The sequence below is a fragment of the Parasphingomonas frigoris genome (assembly GCF_036663815.1).
GTDB lineage: Bacteria > Pseudomonadota > Alphaproteobacteria > Sphingomonadales > Sphingomonadaceae > Sphingomonas.
Map to the genome: position 1 here is coordinate 419,728 of NZ_JAXOJQ010000003.1, position 25,142 is coordinate 444,869.

The window sequence follows — 25,142 nt, forward strand, 5'->3', positions numbered from 1 at the left end:
ACGCGCCGCATGGAAATCGAAGTCAGCGCCGAAGCCAAGGACAAACGCCTCAACCGCATGGTCGCGATCACCGTCGTCGCGTTGTCGGTGTTCATGGGGCTGGGCAACATCAAGGACGGCAACATCGTCCAGAACATGGCGCAGGCGAAGGCCGATTCGGTCGATCGCTGGGGCGAATATCAGGCGACCAAGACCAAGATCCACATCGCGCAGACCGCGCGCGCCGAGATGACGGTGATCGCGACGACCCCCGCCGCGCATGCCGCCGCTACGGTGGCGATCGCCGGGTTCGATCGCGACATCGTCAGATATTCGGCCGAGGTTCCCGCGCTCGCCAAGCAGGCGCAGGCCTTTGCCGATCGCTACGATGCCTACAACGTCCATGACGATCAGTTCGACGCGAGCGAGGCGCTGATCGCCACCGCCATCTCGATGGCGGCGGTGGCGGCGCTGGCGGAGAGTTTCTGGCTGCTCGCCGCCGGCTGGGCGTTCGGCCTGTGCGGCATCTTCATGGGGGTGTGCGGTTTTGCCGGATGGGGCTTCCATCCCGACGTGCTGAGCACGTTTCTCGGCTGAGCACGGGCCTAGGCCGTGCCGTCACCCCGCGTCGCGCAGTTCCAGCGCGCGGGCGAACACCGCCTCGAACATTTCCGACGTCAGCCGCCCGGTGCTCTGATTGTAGCTCGAGCAGTGATAGCTATCGAGCAGGATCCGACCGTCGGGCATGCGATGTTCGGCGCCGTGCGCGAAGCGGCATTTGGGCAGCTTGCCGCCGAGCACCTTGACCGCCGATTGATGCGCCACCTGCCCGAGCGCGATGTAGACACGCGCCGACGGGAGCGCATCGGCCTGGCCTTCAAGGAACGGGCGGCAGGTGCGGATTTCCTCGGGCGTCGGCTTGTTTTCAGGGGGGAGGCACTTGACCGCGTTGACGATGATCGCCCCGGTCAGCACGATTCCGTCGTCGGGCTTGCCGAGATAGTCGCCGGTCGCGAGGCCGAACTTGCCGAGCGTGTCGAACAGCAAGGGCCCCGAGCGATCGCCGGTAAATGGCCGTCCGGTGCGATTCGCGCCGAACTGGCCGGGCGCGAGTCCGACGATGCCGAGCCACGCCTCCGGATCGCCGAACGCGGGGACGGGGGCGTTCCACCAGTCGGGATGTTCGCTGCGGAGCGTTTCGCGCAGGGTGACGAGGCGGGGGCAAAGCGGGCAATCGCGCGGCGCTTCGGTTTGCGGGATCGGGCTGGGTGCGAAGTTCATCGCGGTGCGATAGGCGTGTTTGCATGCGCAACTCAACCTATGCCCTCGCGATCGGATCGAACCGGCGTGGCCGCCACGGCAGCCCGAGCGACGAAGTGCGCGCGGCGATCGCGGCGCTGCCCGGCGTGATCGCGCAGTCGCCGATCGTGGCGAGCGCCCCGCTCGGGCCCTCGATCCGGCGCTTCGCCAATGCCGTCGTGCTGGTGGAGAGCGCGGCAGCGCCGCCCGTCCTGCTCGCGCAGCTGAAGGCGATCGAGCAGGCGTTCGGCCGCCGCCGCGGCGCGCGCTGGGGGGCGCGGGTGATCGACCTCGATATCGTGCTATGGTCGGGCGGCACGTGGCGCAGCAAGCGGCTGATCGTCCCGCACATCGCCTTTCGCGAACGCGATTTCGTGCTGCGGCCGTTGCTGGCGATCGCGCCCGATTGGCGCGATCCGCAGCGCGGACTCAGCGTGGCACAATTGCACGCGCGGGCAACCAGGCGTGCACGGCTGGCTTGACCCGCCCGGCGCCCGCTCCTAACGCGAGCGCGGTGTGGGCCCATAGCTCAGTTGGTAGAGCAACGGACTTTTAATCTGTAGGTCATGGGTTCGAGTCCCATTGGGCCCACCACCACCTCCAAAGAATGGCGGATTTCTGCGGCTTCTCGCGAGGTTAGACAAACCTCGCGTCCGATGGTTAGCCAATCTCCGTTCCCAAAGCGACAGGATTGGACAGCCTTAACTCGCGCAAATGTGCCGCCCGGCTATCGGCCGAGCGACACATCTGTTGCTCACGCCCTAATTTTTAGGGCCGTTTTTGTTGGTCTTATATGTTTCAACGACCGTCGTTCGAGGACGTCGCTCTGCTTCTTTGACGGGAATGAACTGGCCACTGCCAGCATCGCGCCCGCGTTCGTGAGTTGCCAAGGTAATCACCCCCTTTCTGCGGCAGGCAGCCGAACTCAGAAAGGAAATGCGCCTTGAGCTGGGGGCACTTCGGGGTGAACTTTACCGTTCACGATTTCCGAAATTCGCCCTTGATTGACGCCAACCAGTGCGGCCGCCTGATGCTGGAATAGCCCGCGTTCCCTGATCAGGAATTTGATGTGAGCTGCCATTTCAGGCGATATCGGAGGAGAAAATTCACGCTTCATGGTCTTGGAGCTTTCTAAAAAGCTCTAGCCAGAGTTGACGCCGATTCTCGATGAGTGTAGAAAATACACCGTGATCACGACGCCGCCAGCTGGCCAGAGCTGGAGGCACTTTCAACGAAACGGGCCAGTTTGGTGTTAGCGCACCTTGCTGGCCCGTTTTTGTTATACCGCCGATTCGATTTCGTGCCAAGCCACTGATGCGTTTTTTTGGGCGTGAGACCTGTCTTACGTTTTTTGCGCCAAAACAGCCAAAAACGTTAACCATGCGCTGTAGGCCATCTGAGGGCCTCGTAAGCGGTGTTTGACCCGGTGTTCTGTATTTGTTGGAGGCATGATCGGGAGATATAACGATATCGTTATATCGTCGGCTGTTCCGCGGTGTCTGGATTAGGGTATACCGACTGGAACGCAGCTTATCGAGGTTCGTAGCGCTTAGTTGTCGCCGCCCGTCGAATAGCGCTGGTCGATTCGATCGATCATGCCCTTAGCCAAGGCTTCCTGCTCAACCGCCTCGGTGTAGAGCCTGACTTCGGCGGACTGTTTCCAGCCGCCGACAGCCATCATTTCCGCGTCCGTCCCGCGTGTCTGCGCCATGCGTCGCGAGATGGCTTTGCGAAGGCCGTGCGCCGTGCACTGCGGCAGGCCGGCGGCGTCGCACCACTCCCGGAACTTGTTGCCGAAGCCATCCTTGGTGAACGTCTTGCCATGCTCCGTGACGATGAATGTCTTTATGCCGACGCTCGGCGTGGCGTCGATCGCACGGCGCAGATCGCGCGCGACGGGCATCCAGAGGTCCGCGCCGTTCTTGCCGGCCTGAAAATTGATTTTGCCGTCGACGATATGTTTGGGACCGAACAGCCGCGCGTCACCGCGGCGCTGGCCGGTCCACAGGATTATCTCGAGCGCCAGTCGAGCCTTGCTGCCGAGTGGATGCCGCTGCTGATATGCCGCGATGTCGGCTTCGGTCCACGAGTAGAACCCTGTCAGCTTCCGCTGGCCGACCTGGTCGGCATCCTCGACCGGGTTGCCGGGGATCCACTCCAGCTTCTTCGCCAGTGCGAACAGCCGGCGTAGCTGCTTGCGCAGGATGGTGGCCGCCACCTGACCGCCGACGATGCGTCCCTTCGCGTTCGCCTTCTTCTCGGTCTTATTGATCAGGATCGCTTCGATGTGTTCAAAGTTGAAGTCGGCGACCATGTCGTTGCCGTACTCCTCGCGAAACCCTTCAATGATGCCACGCCGGCGTCGCTTGTCGTCTGCACCGCCCTTCGCCGCGAAGTCGGCCGAGCGGTAATAGCGTGCAACCAGATCATTGACGCTGCGCGGCATCACGCGCGGATCGCGGATCGGCTGCGCGGCGGTGATCGCCTGAAGCTCGGCCTCAAAGCCGGGTTGGTCGGGCAGCGTCTTTAGGTACACGACGGGATGGCCTGCCTTACGGAAGCGGGCACGCAGCTTGCCGTGCCGATCGGCGCTGACGGTGACATTTGCGTAGCGCGTCTTCATCGATTGCCTAGCAGCCTGTCCAAGGGGTTTGCGCGAATCGGCTGCAACACCTCTGGCTCATCGCTGGCATCGACCACGATATTGCCGGATGGGTCAATGCCGACGCGGACTCGAGCGTAGCCGGCCGCTTTGGCGCCCTTCATGACCCGAGTGATGTCCTGCTGAGTGAAGCGAGCTGCAGCGGTCATAATGGATCGAACCCCTGGCGAACGCGCAGGATCATGAAGGCCGGCCATTCCATGCGGCCGGCCTCGCGATCCTCGTCGCGATAGCGTTGGATTAAGGCGTTGTGGTGCGACGAGGCCACCCGGCCAGCCTCGCGCGCTTCCGGCGTGCCGCGCGTCCCGTTTCGCGTGACGCGCGCGACGATCGACAGCGGGGTCAGCACCCGGCCGCGCTTTGTGGCACGGTTGTTCCAATCGGCGTTGTGCTCCGGTTTGCAGAATAGCTGATTGGACACCTTGGGCTCAAAGAGCCGCATGCACTCCGGGCAGTGCCGAGGCGGCCAGTCCCCGGCCTGCTGACCGGGCATGCGGTTGTCGCCCTTCTGAGAGCAGCCTTGTAACAAGGCTGCTGCGGGCGTCGAATCAGGCCGCTTGCGCATTGGTGTTCCAGCAAGCTCGCTCGGCAGCGAGGGCGATCTCGGCATGCCACAGCAGCGCCGCGACGGCGGCGGCGCGATCGGCCTTTCGCGCATCGTCGGGAGCGTTCGCTGCAATCTGGGCAGTGCGCGCACTGGCCGCGATCAGCGTGTCGCGCTGCTCGCGATAGCTCGCGCCGCCACAACATGCACAGCGTTCGGGTGCGGGTGTGCCGTCGACCATGGCGCGCCAATGATCGGCGACTCCGCGCATTGTGCGGATGCCTGTGTCGGCGTTCGCTTGAGACATTCTCCCTGCCGCCACCATGGCCGGATACTTCGCGACACGCTCGGCGAGCAGGCGTTCGGCCACGGCGTTAAGCGCTGACGTTTGATCGGCATATTGTGGTCGGGTCGCGGTGCTGATCACCGCTGCACCTGGCGGGCCAAAAGATAGGCCGGTGGCCGCTGGCACCAGCCGTATCGTGCCATCTGCCTGTCTGCGAGATCAGCCCAGCCGTCGAGGCGTTTGATGCGGCGGTGCAAAGTGTCCAACCGAGTGCGCAGGTCGTCTCGGCGCTTCAGCAGTGAAGGGTCGATCCAGTTGGCGCGACGCGCCTCGAGCGCACGGATCGTCGCTCGCGCGCTGCGCAGGGCGCCCTCGGTCTCGCGGGCGACCTGACGTAGACGGTCGTCGTTCTCCTCAATCGGGACGGCGCCAGCACCAGCACAAGGGAGGCCTCGAACGTGGTGATATACAATCGTACCGTTCTTGCGCAGGCCTTTCCTGCGGCCGCAAATCTGACAGCGATACGGCGATCTCATCGGACTGCTCCGATGCCGATCTCGATCAGGAAGCCGAGCCATTGAAAGACAATGCAGCGGCCCTCGACCGCGTCCTCACGTTGGCAGTCGTCGAACGTCAACGCGCCGCCCCCCCATGGGCCGAAGTCGAAATGGGGAATGAGGTGGCGCATCATTGCGGGCGCCTCAACTCGGCAACGATCGTCTCGTGATTGCGCTCGCGGGCGAAGCGCTCGACATCATCGGCGCCTTTGTCTGCACGATCCCAGCACCGCGCCTCGACAATGCAGAAGCTGTTTCCTGCGGGTGTTTCGCGCTGCCCGGCGAGGATGGCCTCGTCACGAGACCGGCATTGGTCGATCTCGTAGGTGTTCTCGTTTTCAACGGCCTCCATGGAGCCGACCCACCACATCCATTCGGTAAGGCGGGCCATCAGAGGCGACCCTCGATCCACGCGCGGACGAACTGGAGCACCATATAGAGGACGAGCAGCACGACGACGCCGAGCGTCCCGCGCTCGAGCATCTGGAAATCGGGATCATCCTCGATCGTCACCAACGGAGCGCGAGGCTCCGGAAGGTCGAACGGTGGCAGCGGATGCCGGCCGACCGTTCGCAGGAGCGTGTTACTATGGGCTTCGGTTGCCCAGGCCGGCGGCGTGTAGGCGGTTGGTGCGCCCAACGGTGATTGCGTGTGATCGGTGGTTTGCATGATCGCCTCCATCGCCCAGATCGGGCTGACGTCGGCAAACTATATGCGCGTAGGAATAATCTCAAGTGCAAAAGATGCGCATGAGAATATGTGTCGCCTCAAAACTCGTCCGGATAATCTGGATCAGCGAAAAATTCCGGGTCGACCACTGGGATGTCGTTAGGGGCTGGCAGTTCTAGTGTGGCGCCATCGAACGCGATTCGGACCACCGCGCCATAGTCGGTCGAGGATTGAAAGATCGCGTCGACCCTTCGGCCTTTATCCATCAAGCCCCCGATCCAAGGGGCGCGCTCCGCCGACAGGTATCCCATCTGGATACCAATGGCGTTAAATACCGCCACGGCGTGCGGATCTTTCGGGTTTGTAGGCTCGCGCTTGAGTTCGACCTTCTCGCCGGGTCGACACAGCGATATCGCGAAACGCCGAGTAGGTCCTTTGGCGTTCGGATGCTGTGCGCCGACAACTACTGCCGAGAGGGCGCGCACTTTAATCTGCCAACCATGTAGCCGTTCGCGGCACCGGTGAAGAATTCGTCGGTGATCGCGCAGCCGGTCGCGGTCTGAACTGCCGTGCGCATATTGTCGCGTCGCGCGAGTGTGACGGCTTTCAGCGAGCGTTTGGGTATCACCCTGACCTCTTCGCCCTCCACTTCGACGCGAAAGCCTTCTCCCCCGATCTGAACGGTTTTATCGAGCGGCGCCGCCTGGACGAGGATCGCCATCGCAATAAGAGAAAACATCACAATTCCCGTGCAAACCAGATCACCCGGCCTTCAATGCGCAGATCCTCGGCATCGACCTCAAAGTCCTCTTCGCCGGGATTGTCCGAGATAATTCGGACACGCTGCCTGCTCGCAGGCCTCAATCGCTTGATGCCATGAGAGCCATGATAGTCGATCCAGTAAATTCCGCTGATTTTGGAAAGTGATTTCTCATTGATGTCGATCAGCACATGGTCGCCTGTTCGAAGTGTGGGCTCCATACTGTCGCCAATACCTTTGACCAAACGGAGGCGGTCTGACGGTGTGCGGGTGATGCCTTGCACCAAAGCAAGATCCATCTTGATCGTCTCGCTCTCGACGAAATCCTCGATCAACGTTCCTGGCCCCATGGATAGGGATAGATCCAGCGAGACGATTTCAACGACATCATCCTCGAAAACCGGTGCATTAATAGCCGGGAGCGTGGAGGCAGACGGACGGGAACCTTCAAGCGGCGACCATGGCGTATCCATGAATTCGATCGGATCGACACCGGCCAGTGCTGCGACTGCGATCAGGGTGCGGGCGGTCGGTTCTTGGCCTAAGGTTTCCCACTTAGAGACCTGAAATTGTTTCGCGCCGACGCGCTCTGCGAATTCCGCCTGATTGAGCCCCAAGTGCTCACGCAGCGTGCGGATGTTCGCCGATAGGATATCGCTGCTCATGCGCTGCGCATATCGCGAAGCTTCGCGCGCTGCTAATTCCTGTGCGCATATTGCCGTTGACCTAGATATGCTCACGTGCATATAAACGCGCCATGGACGACATCCGAACAGCCCGGCAGACCCTCGCGGTCACTCAATCCGAACTCGCGGGGATGCTTGGTCTCCATCAGTCTACCATCTCACGGTTCGAGAACGGTGATCTGGCGGTCGATGAGCGGACCCGCTTGGCATTGGACGCGCTTATTATGCGGCGGCACGCCGCGGCTGTGGCCGAAGTAGATGGTGGTGGGCCACGCGGTGAGCATGTCACAAGTAATAGTGCCGACCGCAATGCCTCGTCATCCGGAACGATTTCCGCAATTTCCAGTGTGGCGCTTCGATGACCCCAGAGGTCATCCGCCTCAAGCAGGCGACTGCCGAAATGATCAAAGGCTGCGGTGGCCTCGAGGCTTCCGCCAGTTTCTGTCGTGTCGGAAAGTCGGCGCTAGGTGATAATCAGTCCGTCAACCGCGCGGACAGCTTCGTGGCTATCGATGTGGTGCAGGATCTTGAGCCGCTCGCCCGCGACCGCGATGGCTGGCCTCACGTCACGCGCGCTCTGGCGGCAAGCATGGGTTTCGCGCTCGTGCGCCTGCCCGAATCTCTTCCGAGCGACAGCGATCTCCTGCTGCTGCTCGCCAAACTGACCAAGGAAGGCGGGGACATCGCCAGCGCGATCTGCGCGGCGCTTTCCGACCATATCGTGACGCCGACCGAGGCGCGCGAAACGCGCCGCCAAGTGCGCGAACAGATCGAGGTCGCGGTGCAACTCGACGCCGTGCTCGCAGCAATCGAAGCGGAGGGTGGACGATGATGAAGATGCACCTCGTGGCATGCGTTCCGAACGAAGGCGCGCGCCGTCTGGCGAATTGGATTGGCCGCGAGTGCGGTGGCGATCTCCACAAGGCGGCGTGGCGGCTTCATATCGAGGCGATCCAGCTCTCCTGCTTGCTGGATGGCTCGATGCTTCCCGGCGAAATCCTGCTGATCGACCTGTTGCGGCGCACTGCGCGCGCGATGAGTCCGCGTGATTGGTATCGCGAAGCGGTAGGCGGGTGGTTCGATGCCATCGCCGAGCGCGCAGCCGGGATGGCCGATGCAGCATGAAGCCTCGCCACAGTCCCGAGCCCTCGACGGTGCGCAAGCTCGACGCCGCGACAGGCGTGGCGCGCGGGTTGGCTTTGGCGACTTTGCTTTGGGCACTGGCCTGGTTGGTGTTGTGATGGGACAGGAATCTTACGTGGAGCATCGGCCGTTCGAAGGCGCGGAATGCCTCATATCCACCGCTGGCCCGTTCGCAGCCTCGGCCGATAGCTTGAATGGCTGGGTCGCCCAAGCCGCGTCGGACCGCATGTGCATCTATGCGCGCGGTCAATCGGTACCTCGCGGCGTTGGCGCGCGTGCCATGATGTTGATGGCGCAAGGGCTGATCCATTTGCGCCGGACGCGCCATGCGGTCGGCGGTCCGCTGTTCGACTATGCGGCCCGACGGACCGCGCTGCCTTTGGACAAGGCGCGGATCGTCCCGATCAGCACGACGTTGGCGGCGGAAACGCGGCACCTATTCGATATCCTTGCCCGACTGGCGGACGATGCTGCGCGCTGTCCGAGCAACGAAGAGCTGGCTGCGCTGATCGGGGTTCGGGGCGCGAAAGCCGCGCACAAGCATCTGGCGAAGCTTAGCGAGGCCAACATGATCTCGATCCGGTGGGACGCAGACTTCGCGATCCGTCAGGTCGAGATCCTCGAGAGCGGCGCCAAGACGGGAATGGGCCTGTGAGCAATCCGAGCGGTCCCGAGCTGGCGCGCGAGATTGTTGCTTATCGCAATCGCCTTGGCGTGTCGGAAACCGAATTTTCGCGGGCCTCTGGCATCTCGGCCCAGACGATCTGCTCGCTCAAGCATTCGGCGTACCCAACGGCGCGCACGATCGCGCGGGTGCGGGACTTCATCGCAGCGCACTATGATGGCTTTCCGCCTCGGCACGTTGCTGTGCCGCCCAACGGGCGCGGGCCCGGTATGGCGAATGCAGGCGCAGCGGGACTCGTCACGGCGCGCGCGGCCAGCATCGCGCCGGCACGGCCGTCGATCAGCGACGCCGCTGCGCGCGAAGCCGATGAGGCGGCCCGGCGCCGGGCGGCCGCGCGGAGCGGGTCGCAGCGCGCGCCGGTGCCGCATGCGCTCCCGGCCGACGCCGCCCCGGCCGAGATCCTCGCGACCGGCCTGATCGAGACGCCGGCCGATCTGATCACGCGCGTGCGCTCCGCCTGGCCCGAACTGTGGGCAGGCGTGGTGCGCGCGTCGCGGGCTCGCGGGGAACCGGCTGGTGCAACGCTGATGCAGGTCATCTCGCGTGGGCTCGAAGGGATTTCCGCGTGACCGACGAGCGCAGCATCGCCGATGTCGAGCGCGAGACGATAGTCGCCGAGCGCGCGGGCGTGCTGGCGCTGGCGCGCAGCTACGTGGGCGCTGTCGATGCGGCGGTCTCGAAAGACCGAATTGAGGCGGGCGAAGCAGCTTTTTTGAAGAGCTGGGCGAAAGCCTTCGCCGACATGGTCGCGACCGGGCTTCACCGCGAAGGCGCGGATCCGACTGGGGTGCATGCCGCGATGCGTGCGATCGTAAAGGGAGGTACGTGATGGTTGGGGTCGCCGCTAAGCCGCTCAAGGTCAATCCGCAGCTCGGGCGCCGCCCGGTGCTGGCGAATTGCACGATTGCGGAGCTGAAGATCGACCCGGCCTATCAGCGGTCGATCGCAACTGGGGAAAGCCAAGGGCTGATCCGTCGCATCGCCGTCGAGTGGGATTGGTCGCTATGCCAGCCGCTGGTGGTGGCGCGCCGGAACGACGACAGCCTGTGGGTGATCGATGGGCAGCATCGCCTGGCAGCGGCGCGGGCACGGCGCGATATCTACGATCTGCCCTGCGTGATCGTCGCCAGCCAAGGCGCGCGCGAAGAGGCCGCTAGCTTCGTCGCCCTCAACCAGCAGCGGCGCCCTCTCGCGGCGTTGGATATCTTCCGCGCGGCGCTCGCGGCCGGCGACATGGACGCGCTCGCGATTATGCAGTCGATCGAGCATGTCGGTCTGAGCCTCGCGCCGCACCAGAACTATGTCAGCTGGAAGCCCGGCATGATTTCTAACGTCAACGGCGTCCGCGCTGCCTGGCGTCAACACGGCGATGGCGCGACCCGGCGTGCGCTGGATATTCTCGCGCGCGGGTTCAACGGACAGGTGCTGCGATATTGCGGCACGATGTTCGCGGCGATCGTCGCGGTCTGCGCGCAGGAAGGTGCGGCCCTTGAGGTCGATCTCTTCGTGTCCGTGGTTGGGGGGGGCAGTCAGGAGGATTGGCTGCGCGATTTCGCGCGCGGGTTTGCTGCCAACGAAAATCAGTCGCGCCCGGCCGCAGCCGCGAATGTGATGCTCGCGGCCTATCGCGAAGCGCATGCGGAGGCCGGCGATGAGTGATGGCACCAAGATCGAATGGACCGATGCGACGCTCAACGTCGTCAACGGCTGCACGGTGATCTCGCCGGGCTGCACAAATTGCTATGCTATGCGGGCAGGGGGGCGGAATCTGCCGGGGCACCCAAGCACCGGACTGACACAGCCTAGTAAGGCCGGCCATGTGTGGACGGGCGAGGTGCGCTTCAATCAGACGGCTCTGTTGCAGCCGCTCGGGTGGAAGCGTCCGCGCCGCATCTTCTGGAACGCGCATGGCGACCTGTTCCATGAGAGCGTGCCCATCGCGTGGATCGACAAGGTGTTCGCCGTTTGCGCGCTGACGCCGCAGCACTCGCACCAGATCCTGACGAAACGGTCGGCGCGGATGCGGGAATATATGAACGACCCTGCGGTGGTTGGGCGCGTCGCCGCAATTGCAGCCGAGATCGTGCCGGACGGCCGGGATACCTATGAAACCGGGTTGAGGTTCGTCCCCGGCTCTGGATTTGGCTTCGCCTCGTGGCCCCTTACGAACGTTTGGCTCGGCGTCTCGGTCGAGGATCAGCGGCGCGCCGACGAGCGCGTACCCGACCTGTTGGCGACGCCGGCGGCTGTGCGCTTCATCTCCGGTGAACCTTTGCTTGGGCCGATCGCTCTAACGCACATCGATTTGCGCAAGTTTGGCGATCGACCGACCGATCTGTCCAACCGCCTCGGCGACTACGTGCAGCCATTGCGGGGCAACTTCACAGACAGCCCCAAGATCAATTGGGTGATCGTCGGTGGCGAGAGCGGCCCCGGAGCGCGGCCGATGCATCCGGATTGGGCGCGATCTCTGCGCGACCAGTGCGCGGCGGCGGGCGTGCCGATGCTGTTCAAGCAGTGGGGCGAGTGGACCCCCGGTGACAATGCCGAGTCCACGCTCGATCGCCGCACCGTCGATACCGCGACCTGGTTCGACGAGCGCTGGTCATTCGAGACAGTCCGGGGCGACTTCAACTTTCACAGCGACGACGAGCCCGACATGTACCGCGCCGGCAAGAAGGCGTCTGGCCGCAAGCTCGACGGCGTCCAGCATGATGGGATGCCGGCATGACTCGAGCATGGCCCTTCGGATCGCTGCCGATGTTCCGGCACAACGTGATCCTAGCCGATCCGCCGTGGGGGTTCGAGAATTGGTCGGAAGCCGGGGAGGGGCGCAACCCGAACCAGCATTACGACACGATGACGGCCGACGAGATCATCGCCATGCCGGTCGGCGATCTCGCTGCGCCGGACTGCGCGATCTTCCTGTGGTGTGTCGATCCGCTGCTCGATCGCGGTTTCGACGCGCTGCGTCGCTGGGGCTTCCGCTATGTGACCGTCGCGTTCGAGTGGGCGAAGCTCAACAAGAGCGGGCAAGGTTATTTCATGGGCACCGGCTATTGGACCCGTGCCAACCCGGAGATCTGCCTGCTCGGCATGATGGGCCGGATGGAACGCGCCAGCTGCGCCGTGCGCCAGCTTATCGTCGAGCCGATCCGCGAGCACAGCCGCAAGCCCGATCGCGTCCGCACAGACATCGAGCAGCTGCTCGGCGGGCCGGAGCGCGGGGTGCACGAGCGCTGTGAGCTGTTCGCGCGCAGCTCGCGGCCGGGCTGGACCGCCTGGGGGAATGAATCGTCCAAGTTCGACCGGGAGTTGGTCGCATGAAGCGCCGGACCTTCGCTTGCCCGGTAACGGGCTGCGGGAACGCTCGAGGCCGTTGGCACGCGGTATGTCAGTCTTGCTGGGACCGTCTGCCCGGAGATCTGCGCAACCGCATCAACACAGCCAGGGCGCAACGCTCGGTTCGCCTCGAGGCGAACGCGTCGATCGACGCGTCGAACTGGCTGACCGAGCATCCGCCTGGCTGGAATGTCGCCCGCGTGACGGGCGAAGTGGGCGCCGCGCCGCCTTGAGGGCCTTCAAGTCCTATCGATCACAAGCAATTTTCCGGGGGTGCCAATCCAGTGTCCGTTGCCAGCCTACCGTCGCCGATGTGCTCGGCGGCGCTCCAATATGCGCGCCGCGGGTGGGCGGTGTTCCCATGTCGGGAGCGCGACGAAACGCGCGTCATCGGCGGAGCGGGCGGCAAGGAGCGCACCTTCAAGGCCAAAGCACCCTACACCGGCCAAGGCCTGAAGGATGCCACCTGCGATGAGCAGCGGATCCTCGCATGGTGGAAGCAATATCCGAATGCGCTGATCGGCCTGCCGATGGGCGTGAACGGATTTTTCGCGCTCGATTTCGATCCCCGCACTGATAACGGCACCGGCGAGGTTTACACTCTCGAGCGATTGAAGGGCGACCTCGAGACGCAGATGGGGTGCCCGCTTCCCCAGTCGGTCACGTCGCTCACGCAGAGCGACGGCGTCCACGTCTACCTCCGCCAACCGTCAGGGGAGCCGATCCGCAATCGCGGAAACCTCCCGGCCCATGTCGATGTGCGCGGGCTCGGCGGGTATGTCATCGCGCCGCCTTCAGTCATGGTGGACACCGGTGCGCGCTATCGGTGGCTTGACCGTGGCGATTGGCGCGACGACGCGGCCTTCGCCGATGCTCCGGCCGCGCTGATCGAGATCCTGCGTGCGCCGAAGGCGCGCCCTGCGCCGTCGACTGAGCGCGCGCCCGCGCGATCGGCGCCGGCGGGCGCGGCGGCCGAGGTCGACGTCGACGTGCGGAAATACGCGATGGCCGCGCTCGACGGTGAATGCCGCACGATTCGCAGCGCGCCGCACGGCAACCATAATCCGCAGTTCAACATCTCGTCGCTCAAGATCGCGTCGCTGGTCGCAGCCGGTGCGCTCGACGCCGGCATTGCGCGCGCGGCGATCGAGGCCGCATGCCTGTCGAACCCTGGCAGTGACAGCGATCGTGAGGTGATGGCCACGATCAACAGCGGATGGACAGCCGGGCTAGCAAGCCCTCGCGATCTCTCCGAGATCGCGGCCGCCTCGCGTTCCCGCCGGGAACGCGCCCCTTCTCGATCCTCCCGGCTTTCTCCCCCCGCCCCCGACACTGAGAATGGCAAGCCAAGCTCCCATCCGGGAGGCGGGGGTTCGGTGAATGATAAAATGGGGTCCGGGGGGCGCTCCGAGCGCGAACTGACGCAGGGTTGCGCGATCCTGCCACAGACCGACCTCGGCAACCTCGAGCGCTTCCTGAAGCGTTACGGGCGCAATTTCCTCTACGTCGACGCTTGGGGTTGGCTGGCGTGGGATGGCACGCGCTGGAACCGGGATATGGCGCTCGCGCTCCTCGGCCGCGCGATCCAGACGACGATGCGCGCGATACAGGAAGAGGCGGAATTGGTGCGCTCGAGCGGCGTCCCTTTCCCGCCCGAGGGCGGCTTCCCGGTCGACGACGAAGAGGATCGCGACGAGGACGACGACATGTTCGCGCGCAGCAAGAGCGGACAGGCGCAGCGTAAGCGCAAAAGCGTGCTGTGGTTCCTCCAGCGACAGCAGGCTCGGCAGTCGGACAATCCCGGCGAGCGCTTCGATTACATCGCGAACGTCAAGAGCAACGGCGACATCGTGCTGTTCTCCGACAAGATCAACGCGTGGGGCCGCACGTCGGAGAGCGCGGGGCATATCAACTGCATCGCCGGTCTCGCGCAATCGCGCCTGGCTGCGCGGCCCGAGGATTTCGACGCGGATCCGCTGATGCTCAACGTCGCCAACGGCACGCTGGTCTTTGCGCGCGGCGATGCCGGCGCGACCGTCGAGTTGCGACAGCATCGGCGCCGCGATCGTATGACCAAGATCGGTACGGCCGAATACCTGCCCGACGCAGCCAGCCCGAGGTTCGATTCCTTCCTCGCGGACGTCCAGCCCGATCCCGAGATGCGCAACTTCCTCGACGTCTGGTCGGGCTATGGTGCGCTCGGCACGGCCGATGCTCAGAAGATGGCGGTGTTCTACGGGCAGGGATCGAACGGCAAGGGCGTTTGGATCAACACGATCGCCCATATCCTCGGCGACTATGCCTGGGCCGCGGCGATCGAGACGTTCATCGACCAGGGCAAGTATCGCAAGGGATCGGATGCGTCGCCGGATCTGGCAGCGCTTGCCGGTAGGCGCATGGTCTATGCGAACGAGCCCGAGGAAGGCTCGAAATTCTCGGACGGCCTGATCAAGTCGATGACGAGCGACGAGCCGCTCAACGTGCGCGAGCTGCTCAAGCCTCCGTTCCAGCTGCTGATCGGCTTCAACAACACCGTGTCGGCGAACCATCGCCCGAAGATCGGCACCGATCACGGTATTCAGCGCCGCGTCGAGATCGTGCCGTGGGATGTGATCATCACCGACGACAAGGTTGATCCGATGCTCAAGTCCAAGCTGAAGTCAGAGGGGAGCGGCATCCTCAATCGGATCGTGCGCGGTGCCCTGGCCTACCTGACAAGCGGCTTGCCGCGCCCTGAGGCCGTGCGGGAGGCGACGCAGGCCTATCAGGCCGAGAACGACATCCTCGGTCAGTTCGTGCTGCTGTGTATCAAGCGGATCGAGGGGCAGCAGATCGGGTCGACCGCGCTGCACGACGTGTTCGCCGCATGGCAAACATGGGCGCAGCAGCTGCCTGCGTCGGGCAAGCCGTGGTCGCCGAAGTATCTCGCCGGTCAGATGGAAAAGAAGGGCTTCAAGAAGCGGAAGTCCAGCACAGTGTGGTGGGACGACATCGCGCTGCAGTTCGATCGCCGCGACTTCGTGGACGAGAATGGCCGCGCCGTAACCCGCGATCTCCCCGCACCCCGCTACCCAGATGGCACGGTTCCTACCGCAAAAGCGGCGTCGCCCTCGATATTCGACGACGACGATCTACCGCCGTGATGCTCCCATGCTCCCCATTGCGGGAGGATCGCGAGGCGCCGGGAAGCGCGGTTTTCTGCGGGGGCGGGAGGATCGCGGGAGCTTGGGAGCCAGATTGCGGCCCTTTCACATAGCATGTGCGCGCGGGTGCGCATGCGGGATTACCCCGCACATTCACTCCCATGTTCCCGAAAGAATAGTAAATGACTGATATCTATAAATTCTATCCTCCCATTGAAGCTCCCATTGTTGGGAGCGAAGGTGATCCAAGAGAGGAAAGGGCGCGCGGCGGCCTGTTATCCTTCGGCGATGTAGAAGAGCGCTTGATCGAAGCGATGCTCGTCTGCTGGCGCAACCCGGATCGTGAGCGCGGATGGATGCGCATTCGGTCGGCATGGCCCGACGTTGCAGCCGAGCCCGGTGACTATGATGCGCGGGGCGGCGATCAGACCAGCTCGGACGTGGAGATCCGGCCCGCCTCGCTGACGCGCCTCGAAGTGGCCGAGATGGAAGAGGCGTTCGGGTGGGTCGATTGTCTGACGCCGATCGATCGCAAGCTGGTCGGGCTGGTGATCAGTCAGCTCGCGCGTGGTGCCAAGCAGGTGCCATGGATGAAGCTGCGCGGTCCTATGGGTCTGACGCGCGGCGCGGAAGGCCTACGCAAGCGCTATGAGCGCGCCATCGGTGCGGTCTGCCGTCGCGTGAATGGCGGATTTCTGGCGTCCCCTTGCGTCAAGCCGGTAAATCATCCGTGATGCAAATATTGAATGTCCACATTGAAGGCGTTTTCAGGCTATTCCACGTCACACTGGGTCGGGCCTTCGGACACGGCGCAGCATACTCTCCCGAACCTTGGAACGACCGGCGAGCCTCGCGGCTTAGCCGGTCGTTCCGCGTTGTAGGCATACCAATGGCGAAGCTCAGCAGTCTCAAGCCCGTGCTTGGTGGCCTGCGGCCGATCATCGGACGCCTCCCCGGTCAGGAAGCGTACGAGCGCGAGCGTCGCACCGTGTCATCGCGCGGATGGTACAAGCTCGCCCGTTGGAAGCGCCTGCGCATGGAAGTGCTCGTGCGCGATCACTTCACCTGCCAGTGGCCAGGCTGCGGCAAGCTGGAAGGCGATACCTCGCAGTTGGTCGCCGACCATCGCAAGCCGCATCGCGGGGACGAAGCGCTGTTCTGGGACATCCGCAACCTCTGGACCCTTTGCAAGCCCTGTCATGACGGAGCGAAGCAGCGCGAGGAGCGCGGTATTGGCGGTACATAAATTCCGGTAACTCGCAATAAAGTTACGCGCAATAAAATTTCAAAATCAACGAGACCCTTAAATTCTGAAAAATTTCACGACGTAATAATATTTCATGAAATTTTCGGTCAGGGGGTGGGGGCGGGTCAAAAGTCAGAACCGGTCGATGCTTGGGGACCGCTGTCCATCTCACGCAGAGGAATTTTTTCTGGCGAACGTTTTTATAGAGGGCCTGACCGACCTCTTCGGCGATCCGGTGCCAGCCTCGCGCGGGAAGCGGGGGCGTCCGCCGCACGTGCCAACCGCAGAAAACCGCCGGTTCGTGCAACTCGCCTTGGCGTGCGGGCAGGGCGAAGACGACATCGCGACTGCGCTCGGCATCAACGCCCGAACGCTCAACCGCCATTATTTTCATGAGCTGTCGGGGAAACGGTCGGCCCGTATGCGTCTCGACATGAAGAACATGGCCGCGATCGTCGGCCAGGTGGAGGCCGGCAACGTCGCCGCGATGGCGCTTCTCGAAAAGAAGATCGCCAAGCTCGACATGAAAGCACTCGCGCAGCGAGCGGCGCATGTCGATCGCAAGCCGAAGCCCCTCGGCAAGAAGGAAGCGGCGAAGGAAGCGGCCGCCGATGTCGCCGGCAAGTACGCGCCGCGACCGTCTCCGACCCTGTATAACTGATGCTCGCGCCCGTCTGGTCGACCGCCTGCACCGATTGGGAAGCGCGGATCGTCGAGCGGCGCAGCCTGATCCCGTTCCCCCCGCTCTTCGCCGATGAGGCCGAGCGCGCGCTGGAGATCTTCAAGGGCCTGCGCATTGTTGACGTGCCCGGCCAACCGACTTTCGGCGAGGCCTGCGACCGGTTCGTGTTCGACTTCGTCGCCGCGATCTTCGGTGCGTACGATGCCGGGAATGCCCGCCAGCTGATCAACGAATTCCTGCTGCTCATCAGTAAGAAGAACGCCAAGTCGACGATCGCCGCAGGGATCATGGTCACCGCCCTGGTGCTCAACTGGCGACATGCCAACGCGCTGCTCGTGCTGGCGCCTACGAAGGAGATCGCGAACAACGTTTTCACCCCGGCGGTTGGCATGGTGCGTGCCGACCCCGAGCTGGTGCTGCTGCTCAAGCCGATCGAGCATCTGCGCACGATCAAGCACCTCGGCAACAATGCCGAACTGAAGGTCATCGCCGCAGATTCGGAAGTGCTCGGCGGCACCAAGGCCGGGTTCGTTCTGGTCGAAGAGCTATGGCTGTTCGGCAAGAACCCTAAAGCCGCCGCGATGCTGATGGAGGCGACCGGTGGCTTGGTGAGCAGGCCCGAGGGCTTCGTCGTGTTCCTCTCGACCCACAGCGATGAAGCCCCGCGCGGAGTCTTCAAGGAAAAGCTCGACCTGTACCGCGGCATCCGAGACGGGACGATCGTCGATCCCCGCAAGATCGGCATGCTGTACGAGTGTCCGCCAGCGATGGTCGAAAGCCAAGGGTATCGCGACCCGGCGAACTTCTACGTCACGAACCCCAACATCGGTCGCTCGGTGGATCCCGAATGGATCGCCGAGAAGCTGGTCGAGGCGTCGCGAGGAGACGAGGGCGCGCTGCAGATCTTCCTCGCGAAGCATCTCAATATCGAAATCGGCACGCGCTTGAGTCGGGATCGCTGGACCGGCGCCGAGTTCTGGGATGCCGCGGCGGATATGACGCTCGTCTCGGTCGCCGAGCTGATCCGCCGCTCCGAAGTGATCGTCGCCGGGGTGGACGGCGGTGGCCTGGACGATCTGCTCGGGCTCTGCCTGATCGGCCGCGAGAAGGGGTCGAAGCGCTGGCTGGTGTGGTGCCATGCCTGGGCATGGTCGATCGTATGGATGCGCCGCAACGATATCGCGACCAAGCTCAACGAGCTGATCGCAGAGGGTTCGCTGACCCGCTGCGAGCTGCCCGACAACGCCCTCGCGATCGACCCGGCGGGCGGCGACGAAGAACAAGACGACGATCTAACCGAAGATATCCGCGGCGTCGTGGAGGTCCTCGTGCAGGTGCGAGACGCCGGGCTCTTCCCGGAACGCGACGCGATCGGGCTCGACCCGGTCGGCGTCACCGCCTTGGTCGACGAACTATCGACCCGAGAATTTACCGGAGAGCAAATGACCGCGATCATGCAGGGGTTCAAGCTGAGCAGCGCCGTGAAAGGCTCGGCGCGCAAGCTGGCCGCCCGCACCATGCGGCACGGCGGCACCAAGCTGATGCAATGGTGCGTCGGCAACGCGAAGATGGAGCCGCGCGGCGCGAGCGCCGTCGCGATCGTCAAGTCGGCGCCAGGCGCAAAGATTGATCCGCTCGCCGCGATGTTCAATGCCGTCATGCTGATGACCCGTAACCCTGAAGCCAGCGATGCCGGCGGCGGCGTCGATGACTTCATCGCCGCGATGAAAGCAGCCTGATGGCGAGCTGGCTATCGTCTGCCTGGTCGTTCGTCAGCGGCGCATCATTCGGCGCAGGCGTCCAGTCGGAAAAGCTGAGCGGCGGTTCGGCCGACGTCGCGACCATGCAGAAGATCGCGCTCGGGTCGGGCAACACCGCGGGACAGCGGGTCGATCCGTCGAGCACGCTAGGCCTCGCGACGGCATGGGCGTGCATCTCGCTTAAGTCCGAACTGGTCGGGTCGATGGGGACCGGCGTCTTCAGCAAGGCGGTCGGCGGCGGTCGCACGTCGCGCGATGACCATTGGCTCTACGATCTGCTGCACGAGCAGCCGAACGCGGACCAGACACCGGCCGAGTTCTGGGCTGGGCAGATCGCGGCGATGGACCTTTTCGGCAACGCCTATGCCGAAAAGGAGACGCTCGGGCAGCGCGTGACGACGCTGACGCCGTTGCGGCCCGACAAGATGGAGGTCGTTCGCAAAAACGGGGTGAAGGTCTATCGGTACAACGATCGTGGCAAGACCGAGGAAATGCCGGCCGAAAAGGTGTTCCACCTGCGCGGCATCACGCTCGGCGGTGACGTCGGCCTATCTCCGATCGACATGGGGCGCCGCACGCTTGGCACCGCAATGGCGGCAGGCCGCACAGCAGCGGACGCATTCGCGAGCGGCATGCAGAATTCGGGCTTCATCGAGACCGGTTCGGGCAAGCTGACTGCCGAGCAGCGGCAGGACCTGGTCGAGATCTTCGAGCGCTTCACGGGCGAGGGCACGCGCGGCAAGGTCATGCCGCTTGAGAAAGACTTCAAATTCGTCCCGCTTCAGATGAGCGCGGCGGATGCGCAGCTGCTCGAAAGCCGGCGCTGGGATGTCGAGGAAATCTGCCGCCTGTTCGGGATGCTGCCTGTCCTGATCGGTCATTCCGCACAGGGGCAGACGATGTGGGGCAGCGGCATCGAGCAGCTGCTGCTCGGCTGGCAGACCTTGCGGCTCAACCCGCTGCTGCGGCGGATCGAACAGGCGACCAAGCTGCAGCTGCTGACGCCTGCCGAACGCAAGCTGGTCTATCCCGAATTCAACCGCGAAGCCGTGATGGCGACCGACAGTGCCGGCCGGGCGGCGCTTTATTCCGCCTTCGGGCAGAACGGCGTGATGGATCGCAACGAGATGCGCTCGCGCGAGAATTTGGATCACCGTCCGGGTGGCGAATATCTCACGGTGCAATCGAACCTCGTACGGCTCGACCAGCTCGGCGAGGCCGGTGCGCTGACGTCCGATCAGCAATTGCGCTCGGCACTCTTCGGTCTGCTCGGCGTCGAAGGAAACGATCTCGAGGCCGCGATAGGGGCCAAGGTAACCGAAATACTCGGCCACAATGGCCGGCCACGACTGGAGGACTGACGATGCAGATCAACGGAGCCTTCGGGCGCAAGCATAGCGGTGCCCTGAAGGTCCGCGATTTCGACCTGTCGGTGAAGTCGGTCGGCGAGGATGGCAGCTTTTCCGGTTACGGCTCGGTATTCGGCGTGCTCGACAGCTATCAGGAAGTCGTCGCACCCGGCGCGTTCATCGACAGCCTCGCCGAGATCAAGGCCAAGGGCCGGCCGGTGCCCGTTCTGTGGCAGCATCGTAGCGACACGCCGATCGGCATCTGGGACGATCTTGAGGAAGACGATCACGGCCTGAAGGGCTCGGGCACGCTCCTGATCGCCGACGTGGGGCAGGCGCGGGAATCGCATGCCTTGATGAAAGCGCGCGCGGTCACCGGGCTGTCGATTGGCTATTGGGTGCGCGAGAGCAGCTATGACGAGAAGACCGGCGTCCGCACACTGACCAAGCTCGACCTGGTCGAGATCAGTCTCGTGACCTTCCCTGCGAACGACGATGCGCGGGTCGAAGCGGTGAAGTTCAAGCTCGCGCACGGCGAACTGCCGACCGAGCGCGAAATGGAGAAGTACCTGCGGGAGGTAGGCTTCTCGAAGAGCCGGGCCGCGGGCGTCGTCGCCCACGGCCTGACCGAAATGCGCCGGAGGGAGTCCGAGCGCGATGTGCGTAGCAACCCGGGGCTTAAGGCCCTGTCGGACACCCTGGCCGGCTTCTCCCTGAAGTCCGCCTAACAAGGAACCTATCATGAAGACCCCAGCCATGCTGGCCGCCGTCGCGGCCAGTGAAATCGCGTGCGCTGCGCGCACCGTCCCCGAATTCGGACGCAAGCATGACGCGGCAGATCCCGCCACGCTCGACCAGCGCCTCGCGAGCGCGCTCGATGAAGTGAAAGGCTTCGCGACCGAGTTCAAAACCAAGAGCGAGGCCGGCGAGAAGGTCTCGACCGAGACCAAGGAAAAGGCGGACAAGGCCCTTGGCGAACTGGCGGGCATCCGCGGCGAAGTGACCGAGCTGTCGCAGAAGCTCGCGCAGCTCAAGCGCGGCGGCGGTGATGACAATGCGCCCGAGCTGAAGTCGCTCGGTCACGAGGTCGCCAATCACGCCGACATCAAGGCCTATGCCGAGGGTGGCTCGAAGGGCACGATCGGGATCAGCGTCAAGGCGATCACCAGCGCGAACGGTTCGGGCGGCAGTCTCATCCGTCCCGACCGGCAGACCGATATCGTCGGCCTGCAGCGAATCGGGCTGCGCATCCGCGATCTGCTGACCCCCGGCCGCACCGAAGGCAATGCGATCGAGTATGCGTATCAGACGGCCCGCACCAACAACGCAGCGGGCGTCGCGGAAACCGCGCAGAAGCCCGAATCGGCCTATGCCTGGGACGTGGCGGCCGCGACCGTCAAGACGATCGCGCATTGGGTGCCGGTTTCGCGCCAGGCGATGGACGATATCCCTCAGCTCGAAAGCCTGATCGATGGCGAGCTGCGCTTCGGCCTGGATGATGCCGAGGATACCGAGCTGCTGCTCGGCGATGGCACCGGTCAGCATTTGAACGGTCTCTATACGCAGGCGACGCCGTATGCCGCACCGATCGTGATCCCCGGCGCGACGCGGATCGACCAGCTGCGCCTCGCGCTGCTGCAGGTCGAGCTTGCCGACTATGCGCCGGATGGCATCGTCATCCATCCGACCGCATGGACCGGCATCGAGCTGACCAAGGATGCGGCTGGCGGCTACATCTTCGCCAACCCGCAAGGCCTCGCCGGGCCGATCCTGTGGGGCCGCCCCGTCGTCTCGACCAAGCGGATCGGCTCCGGCAACTTCCTGACCGGCGCGTTCAAGCTCGCCGCGCAGATCTTCGATCGCATGGAGACCGAGGTCCGCATCTCCGATCAGGATCGCGACAACTTCATCAAAAACATGCTGACCGTTCGTGCGGAAAAGCGCCTCGCGCTCGTCGTGCGGCGTCCCGGCGCGCTGGTGAAGGGCGCGCTGCTCTAATCGGCAGTCCTGTAATCGGGCCGGGTGACACCGGCCCGGTTCACCGAAGCCGCGGTGCGCCGCGGTTTCGATGAACCGAGGAGACCAACCATGAAAAATGCTTTCGTGCTGCAGCATCACCACGGTGATGACGGCAGCGTGTCCGAAAGGATGATCCTGATGGATATGTCCGAGAAGCGCTTCAGCGAGCTGGAGAAGAGGGATCTTGTCCGCGAGGCGACCGCCAAGGAAGTGCGGGACGGCTATCAGCCGGATTTCGCGCGCGATACCAGCGGCGACGACCAGGGCGCGCCGTCGCTGCTCGATCTCGCGGTCGCCGCTGCGCGCGACGAGGCCGCAGATCTCGCCAAGGCCGAAATCGATCGTCTCGTCGCCTCGCACGATGCTGCCCTTGCCGACCAGTTCCGCGAGCTGAGCGACCGTGCAGCCGACTTCGTTGCCCGGCTGAAAGAAGCGCACGACGCTGCGCTCGAGCAAGCCCGTGATCGTGCATCGAAAGCCGAAACGGCGCTCGCCGCGTCACAAAAGGAGATCGAGCGGTTGACCAGCGATGCGCAGAAGCAGCTTCCGCAGGGCGACGAGAAGAAGGCGCCCGAGCCGGGCAACAAGAAGGCGGCCGATCCCGCCAATAAGGGCGCCTGACCATGGCCCGCTCCGCAGCTCGGTCGCGCGGGTTCGTTTGTGTCCCGACGTTCACGATCGCGCCGTCGATCACCGGCACGCCGCAGGCGGCAGACATCGGCGCCCGGCTGACCTTTGAGGTGACCGCAACGAATGCTCTCAATCCCGCCAAAACCGCGTCGGGCGCATCGTTGCAGACGGCGACGGTCATCGCCTGATGCGCACGTTCGTCGTCGTTCCGCCAGAGCCGGTCGTCACCTGGGCCGAGGCTGACGATCATCTCAAATTGGAAGGGGACGAGGATCAGAAGTCGATGGTCGAGGCGATGATCGCAGCCGCGACCGGGATGATCGACGGCCCGACCGGTTGGCTTGGCCGGGCCGTCGGTGTCCAGACGCTGGAGGCACGGTTCGACCATTTCGGTTGCGGCGTCGTGCGCCTGCGATATCCGCCGATCGTCGATGTCACGTCGGTGAAGGTGATCAGCGAGACCGGCAGCGAACTGACGATCGCCAACGATCTGTATGAGCAGCTCGGCGAGAAGCTCGTGCCCGCGTTCGACGCTTCATGGCCGGTGCCGCAGTTCCAGCGCGAGGCGGTGCGGATCCGCTACCGTGCAGGGTATGAGACCCTGCCGGGGCAGATCCGCGCCGCGATCCTCCTGATGGTCGGCGATCTGTATCGTTTTCGCGAGTCGGCGGCTTCCGGGCAGATCGGGGAGGTGCCGATGTCGACCACTGTCGAGCGCCTTCTGGCGCCCTTGCGGGTGTGGATGTGATCGGGCTCGATGCTGGCGAGCTGGACCGGCGCGTCGTTGTCGAGCGCGCCACGACCGAGACAGACGATTACGGTGGCGAGGTGAAGACGTGGTCGCAATGGTGCAAGCCGTGGGCCAAGATCACCTATGGGCGCGCCGAAGAACGCCGGCAGGCGGCACAGGAAGAAGCCTCGCTCGTCGCGACCTTTCGCGTTCGTGACAATGCAAAGACGAGCGACATCAGGACAACTGATCGCATCGTTTATGAAAACGCTGTGTGGGATATCTCGTCGAACGTGCCGTTCAATCGAACGGGCCGCGACATCACCGCGATTCGGAAATCCTGATGTCGGTCAAAGTTAAGATCGAAGGACTTGCCGAACTCGACTTTGCACTGACCGAGTTGCCGAAATCGACTGCCAAGGCGACGCTGCGACGAGTGCTAAAGCAGGCGGCGGCGCCGATCGAGGCCGCGATGGTGGCGAAAGCGCCGAAGCTGACCGGGGCTCTCAAGATCTCGATACGGTCAGGAACGAAGCTCACCAAGCGCCAACAGCGCTTGGCGAAGAAGGAAGGAAAATCTTCCTCGGAGATATACGTCGGCACGGCGGACCCGGCTGGCATCCCGCAAGAGTTCGGCTGGATTGAAGGTGCGGCTCATCCGTTCGCGCGACCAGCGTGGGAAGAGACGCAGGATCAGGCTCTCGCGATCATCCGCGAGAACCTTGCGACAGAAATCGAGAAATCACGAAGTCGGCTGGCGGCGAAAGCCGCGCGGCTCGCAGCGAAAGGATAGCGTCATGGCAACAGTCTCCTCGATCTCGATGGGCAAGGCAGCTCGCAACGTGACGATGACGTTGAAGGTGAAGCACGTGAAGCGCACTCGCGCGCGGCTATGGGCATTTACCGCCCTTTTGCGAGTTGCATGCTTCATCAATCCGTGCGCCGTCGTCGTCGAAGACGACAGCTAAGCC

Annotated in this window: 39 protein-coding genes and 1 tRNA gene; 27 read left to right on the plus strand and 13 right to left on the minus strand. The window is 63.9% G+C overall.

Annotated elements, in window-relative coordinates; genetic code table 11:
• Nucleotides 1-9: 9 nt before the first annotated feature.
• The gene (locus tag U1872_RS12305; protein WP_332793183.1) at nt 10-576 is read left to right on the plus strand and encodes a DUF4337 domain-containing protein; all 567 of its coding nucleotides are present in this window, start codon (nt 10-12) and stop codon (nt 574-576) included.
• Nucleotides 577-597: 21 nt separating this feature from the next.
• Here the strand turns inward: U1872_RS12305 and U1872_RS12310 are convergent, their stop codons facing one another.
• On the minus strand, nt 598-1,260 hold the full coding sequence (locus tag U1872_RS12310) for a uracil-DNA glycosylase (protein WP_332793184.1): 663 nt from the start codon (nt 1,258-1,260) through the stop codon (nt 598-600).
• Nucleotides 1,261-1,283: 23 nt separating this feature from the next.
• On the opposite strand from U1872_RS12310, the gene folK reads away from it, so the two are divergent.
• A complete protein-coding gene (gene folK, locus U1872_RS12315) occupies nt 1,284-1,760 on the plus strand; it encodes a 2-amino-4-hydroxy-6-hydroxymethyldihydropteridine diphosphokinase (RefSeq protein ID WP_332793185.1) in 477 nt (158 codons plus the stop codon).
• Between the two features lie 36 nt (nt 1,761-1,796).
• Nucleotides 1,797-1,872 (plus strand) — tRNA-Lys (locus U1872_RS12320).
• Nucleotides 1,873-2,203: 331 nt separating this feature from the next.
• On the opposite strand, the gene U1872_RS12325 is transcribed toward U1872_RS12320, so the two are convergent.
• The 12 genes from U1872_RS12325 to U1872_RS12380 all read right to left on the minus strand — a co-directional run bounded on the left by U1872_RS12325 (nt 2,204) and on the right by U1872_RS12380 (nt 7,421).
• Nucleotides 2,204-2,395, minus strand: coding sequence for a helix-turn-helix transcriptional regulator (locus U1872_RS12325; RefSeq protein ID WP_332793186.1), 192 nt, complete (start codon nt 2,393-2,395; stop codon nt 2,204-2,206).
• Between the two features lie 432 nt (nt 2,396-2,827).
• Nucleotides 2,828-3,901 carry a tyrosine-type recombinase/integrase gene (locus U1872_RS12330; RefSeq protein WP_332793187.1) on the minus strand — a complete coding sequence of 358 codons (1,074 nt, stop codon included), beginning with the start codon at nt 3,899-3,901 and terminating at the stop codon, nt 2,828-2,830.
• Nucleotides 3,898-4,089 carry a hypothetical protein gene (locus U1872_RS12335; RefSeq protein WP_332793188.1) on the minus strand — a complete coding sequence of 64 codons (192 nt, stop codon included), beginning with the start codon at nt 4,087-4,089 and terminating at the stop codon, nt 3,898-3,900. The genes U1872_RS12330 and U1872_RS12335 overlap by 4 nt, the downstream gene beginning before the upstream one ends.
• A complete protein-coding gene (locus U1872_RS12340; RefSeq protein ID WP_332793189.1) occupies nt 4,086-4,505 on the minus strand; it encodes a hypothetical protein in 420 nt (139 codons plus the stop codon). Before U1872_RS12340 ends, U1872_RS12335 begins: the two co-directional genes overlap by 4 nt.
• Entirely contained in the window at nt 4,489-4,854 is a 366-nt protein-coding gene (locus tag U1872_RS12345) for a hypothetical protein (RefSeq protein WP_332793190.1), read from the minus strand. The genes U1872_RS12340 and U1872_RS12345 overlap by 17 nt, the downstream gene beginning before the upstream one ends.
• A gap of 53 nt (nt 4,855-4,907) precedes the next feature.
• Complete coding sequence (locus U1872_RS12350; RefSeq protein WP_332793191.1) at nt 4,908-5,306, minus strand: hypothetical protein; 399 nt, start codon at nt 5,304-5,306, stop codon at nt 4,908-4,910.
• Nucleotides 5,303-5,461, minus strand: coding sequence for a hypothetical protein (locus tag U1872_RS12355; protein ID WP_332793192.1), 159 nt, complete (start codon nt 5,459-5,461; stop codon nt 5,303-5,305). The genes U1872_RS12350 and U1872_RS12355 overlap by 4 nt, the downstream gene beginning before the upstream one ends.
• Nucleotides 5,458-5,718: a hypothetical protein gene (locus U1872_RS12360; protein ID WP_332793193.1), complete on the minus strand. Its 261-nt coding sequence runs from the start codon at nt 5,716-5,718 to the stop codon at nt 5,458-5,460. The genes U1872_RS12355 and U1872_RS12360 overlap by 4 nt, the downstream gene beginning before the upstream one ends.
• The gene (locus tag U1872_RS12365) at nt 5,718-5,996 is read right to left on the minus strand and encodes a hypothetical protein (protein ID WP_332793194.1); all 279 of its coding nucleotides are present in this window, start codon (nt 5,994-5,996) and stop codon (nt 5,718-5,720) included. The genes U1872_RS12360 and U1872_RS12365 overlap by 1 nt, the downstream gene beginning before the upstream one ends.
• A gap of 98 nt (nt 5,997-6,094) precedes the next feature.
• The gene (locus U1872_RS12370) at nt 6,095-6,481 is read right to left on the minus strand and encodes an HIRAN domain-containing protein (RefSeq protein WP_332793195.1); all 387 of its coding nucleotides are present in this window, start codon (nt 6,479-6,481) and stop codon (nt 6,095-6,097) included.
• Complete coding sequence (locus U1872_RS12375; protein WP_332793196.1) at nt 6,460-6,717, minus strand: hypothetical protein; 258 nt, start codon at nt 6,715-6,717, stop codon at nt 6,460-6,462. The genes U1872_RS12370 and U1872_RS12375 overlap by 22 nt, the downstream gene beginning before the upstream one ends.
• A gap of 17 nt (nt 6,718-6,734) precedes the next feature.
• Complete coding sequence (locus U1872_RS12380; protein WP_332793197.1) at nt 6,735-7,421, minus strand: XRE family transcriptional regulator; 687 nt, start codon at nt 7,419-7,421, stop codon at nt 6,735-6,737.
• A gap of 92 nt (nt 7,422-7,513) precedes the next feature.
• Between U1872_RS12380 and U1872_RS22865 the strand changes: the two genes are divergently transcribed.
• From U1872_RS22865 to U1872_RS12495, 24 genes are all read left to right on the plus strand, one after another.
• Nucleotides 7,514-7,804, plus strand: a complete 291-nt coding sequence (locus U1872_RS22865; protein ID WP_443025376.1) for a helix-turn-helix domain-containing protein — start codon at nt 7,514-7,516, stop codon at nt 7,802-7,804.
• Between the two features lie 38 nt (nt 7,805-7,842).
• Complete coding sequence (locus U1872_RS12385) at nt 7,843-8,274, plus strand: phage regulatory CII family protein (RefSeq protein ID WP_332793198.1); 432 nt, start codon at nt 7,843-7,845, stop codon at nt 8,272-8,274.
• Nucleotides 8,271-8,567, plus strand: coding sequence for a hypothetical protein (locus U1872_RS12390; RefSeq protein WP_332793199.1), 297 nt, complete (start codon nt 8,271-8,273; stop codon nt 8,565-8,567). The genes U1872_RS12385 and U1872_RS12390 overlap by 4 nt, the downstream gene beginning before the upstream one ends.
• Nucleotides 8,557-9,240 (plus strand): hypothetical protein, encoded by a 684-nt coding sequence (locus U1872_RS12395; protein ID WP_332793200.1) that lies wholly within the window; start codon nt 8,557-8,559, stop codon nt 9,238-9,240. Before U1872_RS12390 ends, U1872_RS12395 begins: the two co-directional genes overlap by 11 nt.
• A complete protein-coding gene (locus tag U1872_RS12400; RefSeq protein ID WP_332793201.1) occupies nt 9,237-9,839 on the plus strand; it encodes a ComEA family DNA-binding protein in 603 nt (200 codons plus the stop codon). Before U1872_RS12395 ends, U1872_RS12400 begins: the two co-directional genes overlap by 4 nt.
• Nucleotides 9,836-10,099, plus strand: a complete 264-nt coding sequence (locus U1872_RS12405; RefSeq protein ID WP_332793202.1) for a hypothetical protein — start codon at nt 9,836-9,838, stop codon at nt 10,097-10,099. The genes U1872_RS12400 and U1872_RS12405 overlap by 4 nt, the downstream gene beginning before the upstream one ends.
• Nucleotides 10,099-10,929 (plus strand): DUF6551 family protein, encoded by an 831-nt coding sequence (locus U1872_RS12410; protein ID WP_332793203.1) that lies wholly within the window; start codon nt 10,099-10,101, stop codon nt 10,927-10,929. The genes U1872_RS12405 and U1872_RS12410 overlap by 1 nt, the downstream gene beginning before the upstream one ends.
• Nucleotides 10,922-12,001: a phage Gp37/Gp68 family protein gene (locus U1872_RS12415; RefSeq protein ID WP_332793204.1), complete on the plus strand. Its 1,080-nt coding sequence runs from the start codon at nt 10,922-10,924 to the stop codon at nt 11,999-12,001. The genes U1872_RS12410 and U1872_RS12415 overlap by 8 nt, the downstream gene beginning before the upstream one ends.
• A complete protein-coding gene (locus tag U1872_RS12420; protein ID WP_332793205.1) occupies nt 11,998-12,597 on the plus strand; it encodes an MT-A70 family methyltransferase in 600 nt (199 codons plus the stop codon). The genes U1872_RS12415 and U1872_RS12420 overlap by 4 nt, the downstream gene beginning before the upstream one ends.
• On the plus strand, nt 12,594-12,845 hold the full coding sequence (locus tag U1872_RS12425; RefSeq protein ID WP_332793206.1) for a hypothetical protein: 252 nt from the start codon (nt 12,594-12,596) through the stop codon (nt 12,843-12,845). The genes U1872_RS12420 and U1872_RS12425 overlap by 4 nt, the downstream gene beginning before the upstream one ends.
• Nucleotides 12,846-12,896: 51 nt before the next feature.
• Nucleotides 12,897-15,755 carry a phage/plasmid primase, P4 family gene (locus U1872_RS12430; RefSeq protein WP_332793207.1) on the plus strand — a complete coding sequence of 953 codons (2,859 nt, stop codon included), beginning with the start codon at nt 12,897-12,899 and terminating at the stop codon, nt 15,753-15,755.
• 182 nt (nt 15,756-15,937) lie between these two features.
• Nucleotides 15,938-16,489 carry a hypothetical protein gene (locus tag U1872_RS12435; RefSeq protein WP_332793208.1) on the plus strand — a complete coding sequence of 184 codons (552 nt, stop codon included), beginning with the start codon at nt 15,938-15,940 and terminating at the stop codon, nt 16,487-16,489.
• Nucleotides 16,490-16,644: 155 nt separating this feature from the next.
• On the plus strand, nt 16,645-17,001 hold the full coding sequence (locus tag U1872_RS12440) for an HNH endonuclease (RefSeq protein ID WP_332793209.1): 357 nt from the start codon (nt 16,645-16,647) through the stop codon (nt 16,999-17,001).
• A gap of 94 nt (nt 17,002-17,095) precedes the next feature.
• Nucleotides 17,096-17,662, plus strand: a complete 567-nt coding sequence (locus U1872_RS12445) for a hypothetical protein (RefSeq protein ID WP_332793210.1) — start codon at nt 17,096-17,098, stop codon at nt 17,660-17,662.
• Nucleotides 17,662-19,422, plus strand: coding sequence for a terminase large subunit (locus U1872_RS12450; protein WP_332793211.1), 1,761 nt, complete (start codon nt 17,662-17,664; stop codon nt 19,420-19,422). Before U1872_RS12445 ends, U1872_RS12450 begins: the two co-directional genes overlap by 1 nt.
• Nucleotides 19,422-20,804, plus strand: coding sequence for a phage portal protein (locus U1872_RS12455; protein ID WP_332793212.1), 1,383 nt, complete (start codon nt 19,422-19,424; stop codon nt 20,802-20,804). Before U1872_RS12450 ends, U1872_RS12455 begins: the two co-directional genes overlap by 1 nt.
• 2 nt (nt 20,805-20,806) lie before the next feature.
• On the plus strand, nt 20,807-21,520 hold the full coding sequence (locus tag U1872_RS12460) for an HK97 family phage prohead protease (RefSeq protein WP_332793213.1): 714 nt from the start codon (nt 20,807-20,809) through the stop codon (nt 21,518-21,520).
• Nucleotides 21,521-21,533: 13 nt separating this feature from the next.
• Entirely contained in the window at nt 21,534-22,790 is a 1,257-nt protein-coding gene (locus tag U1872_RS12465; RefSeq protein ID WP_332793214.1) for a phage major capsid protein, read from the plus strand.
• A gap of 90 nt (nt 22,791-22,880) precedes the next feature.
• Complete coding sequence (locus U1872_RS12470; RefSeq protein WP_332793215.1) at nt 22,881-23,432, plus strand: hypothetical protein; 552 nt, start codon at nt 22,881-22,883, stop codon at nt 23,430-23,432.
• Nucleotides 23,433-23,434: 2 nt separating this feature from the next.
• Entirely contained in the window at nt 23,435-23,629 is a 195-nt protein-coding gene (locus U1872_RS12475; protein WP_332793216.1) for a hypothetical protein, read from the plus strand.
• A complete protein-coding gene (locus U1872_RS12480) occupies nt 23,629-24,189 on the plus strand; it encodes a head-tail connector protein (RefSeq protein ID WP_332793217.1) in 561 nt (186 codons plus the stop codon). The genes U1872_RS12475 and U1872_RS12480 overlap by 1 nt, the downstream gene beginning before the upstream one ends.
• Nucleotides 24,186-24,515 (plus strand): phage head closure protein, encoded by a 330-nt coding sequence (locus U1872_RS12485; protein WP_332793218.1) that lies wholly within the window; start codon nt 24,186-24,188, stop codon nt 24,513-24,515. The genes U1872_RS12480 and U1872_RS12485 overlap by 4 nt, the downstream gene beginning before the upstream one ends.
• Complete coding sequence (locus tag U1872_RS12490) at nt 24,515-24,964, plus strand: HK97-gp10 family putative phage morphogenesis protein (RefSeq protein ID WP_332793219.1); 450 nt, start codon at nt 24,515-24,517, stop codon at nt 24,962-24,964. The genes U1872_RS12485 and U1872_RS12490 overlap by 1 nt, the downstream gene beginning before the upstream one ends.
• Before the next feature lie 4 nt (nt 24,965-24,968).
• Entirely contained in the window at nt 24,969-25,139 is a 171-nt protein-coding gene (locus tag U1872_RS12495) for a hypothetical protein (protein ID WP_332793220.1), read from the plus strand.
• Nucleotides 25,140-25,142: the final 3 nt, after the last annotated feature.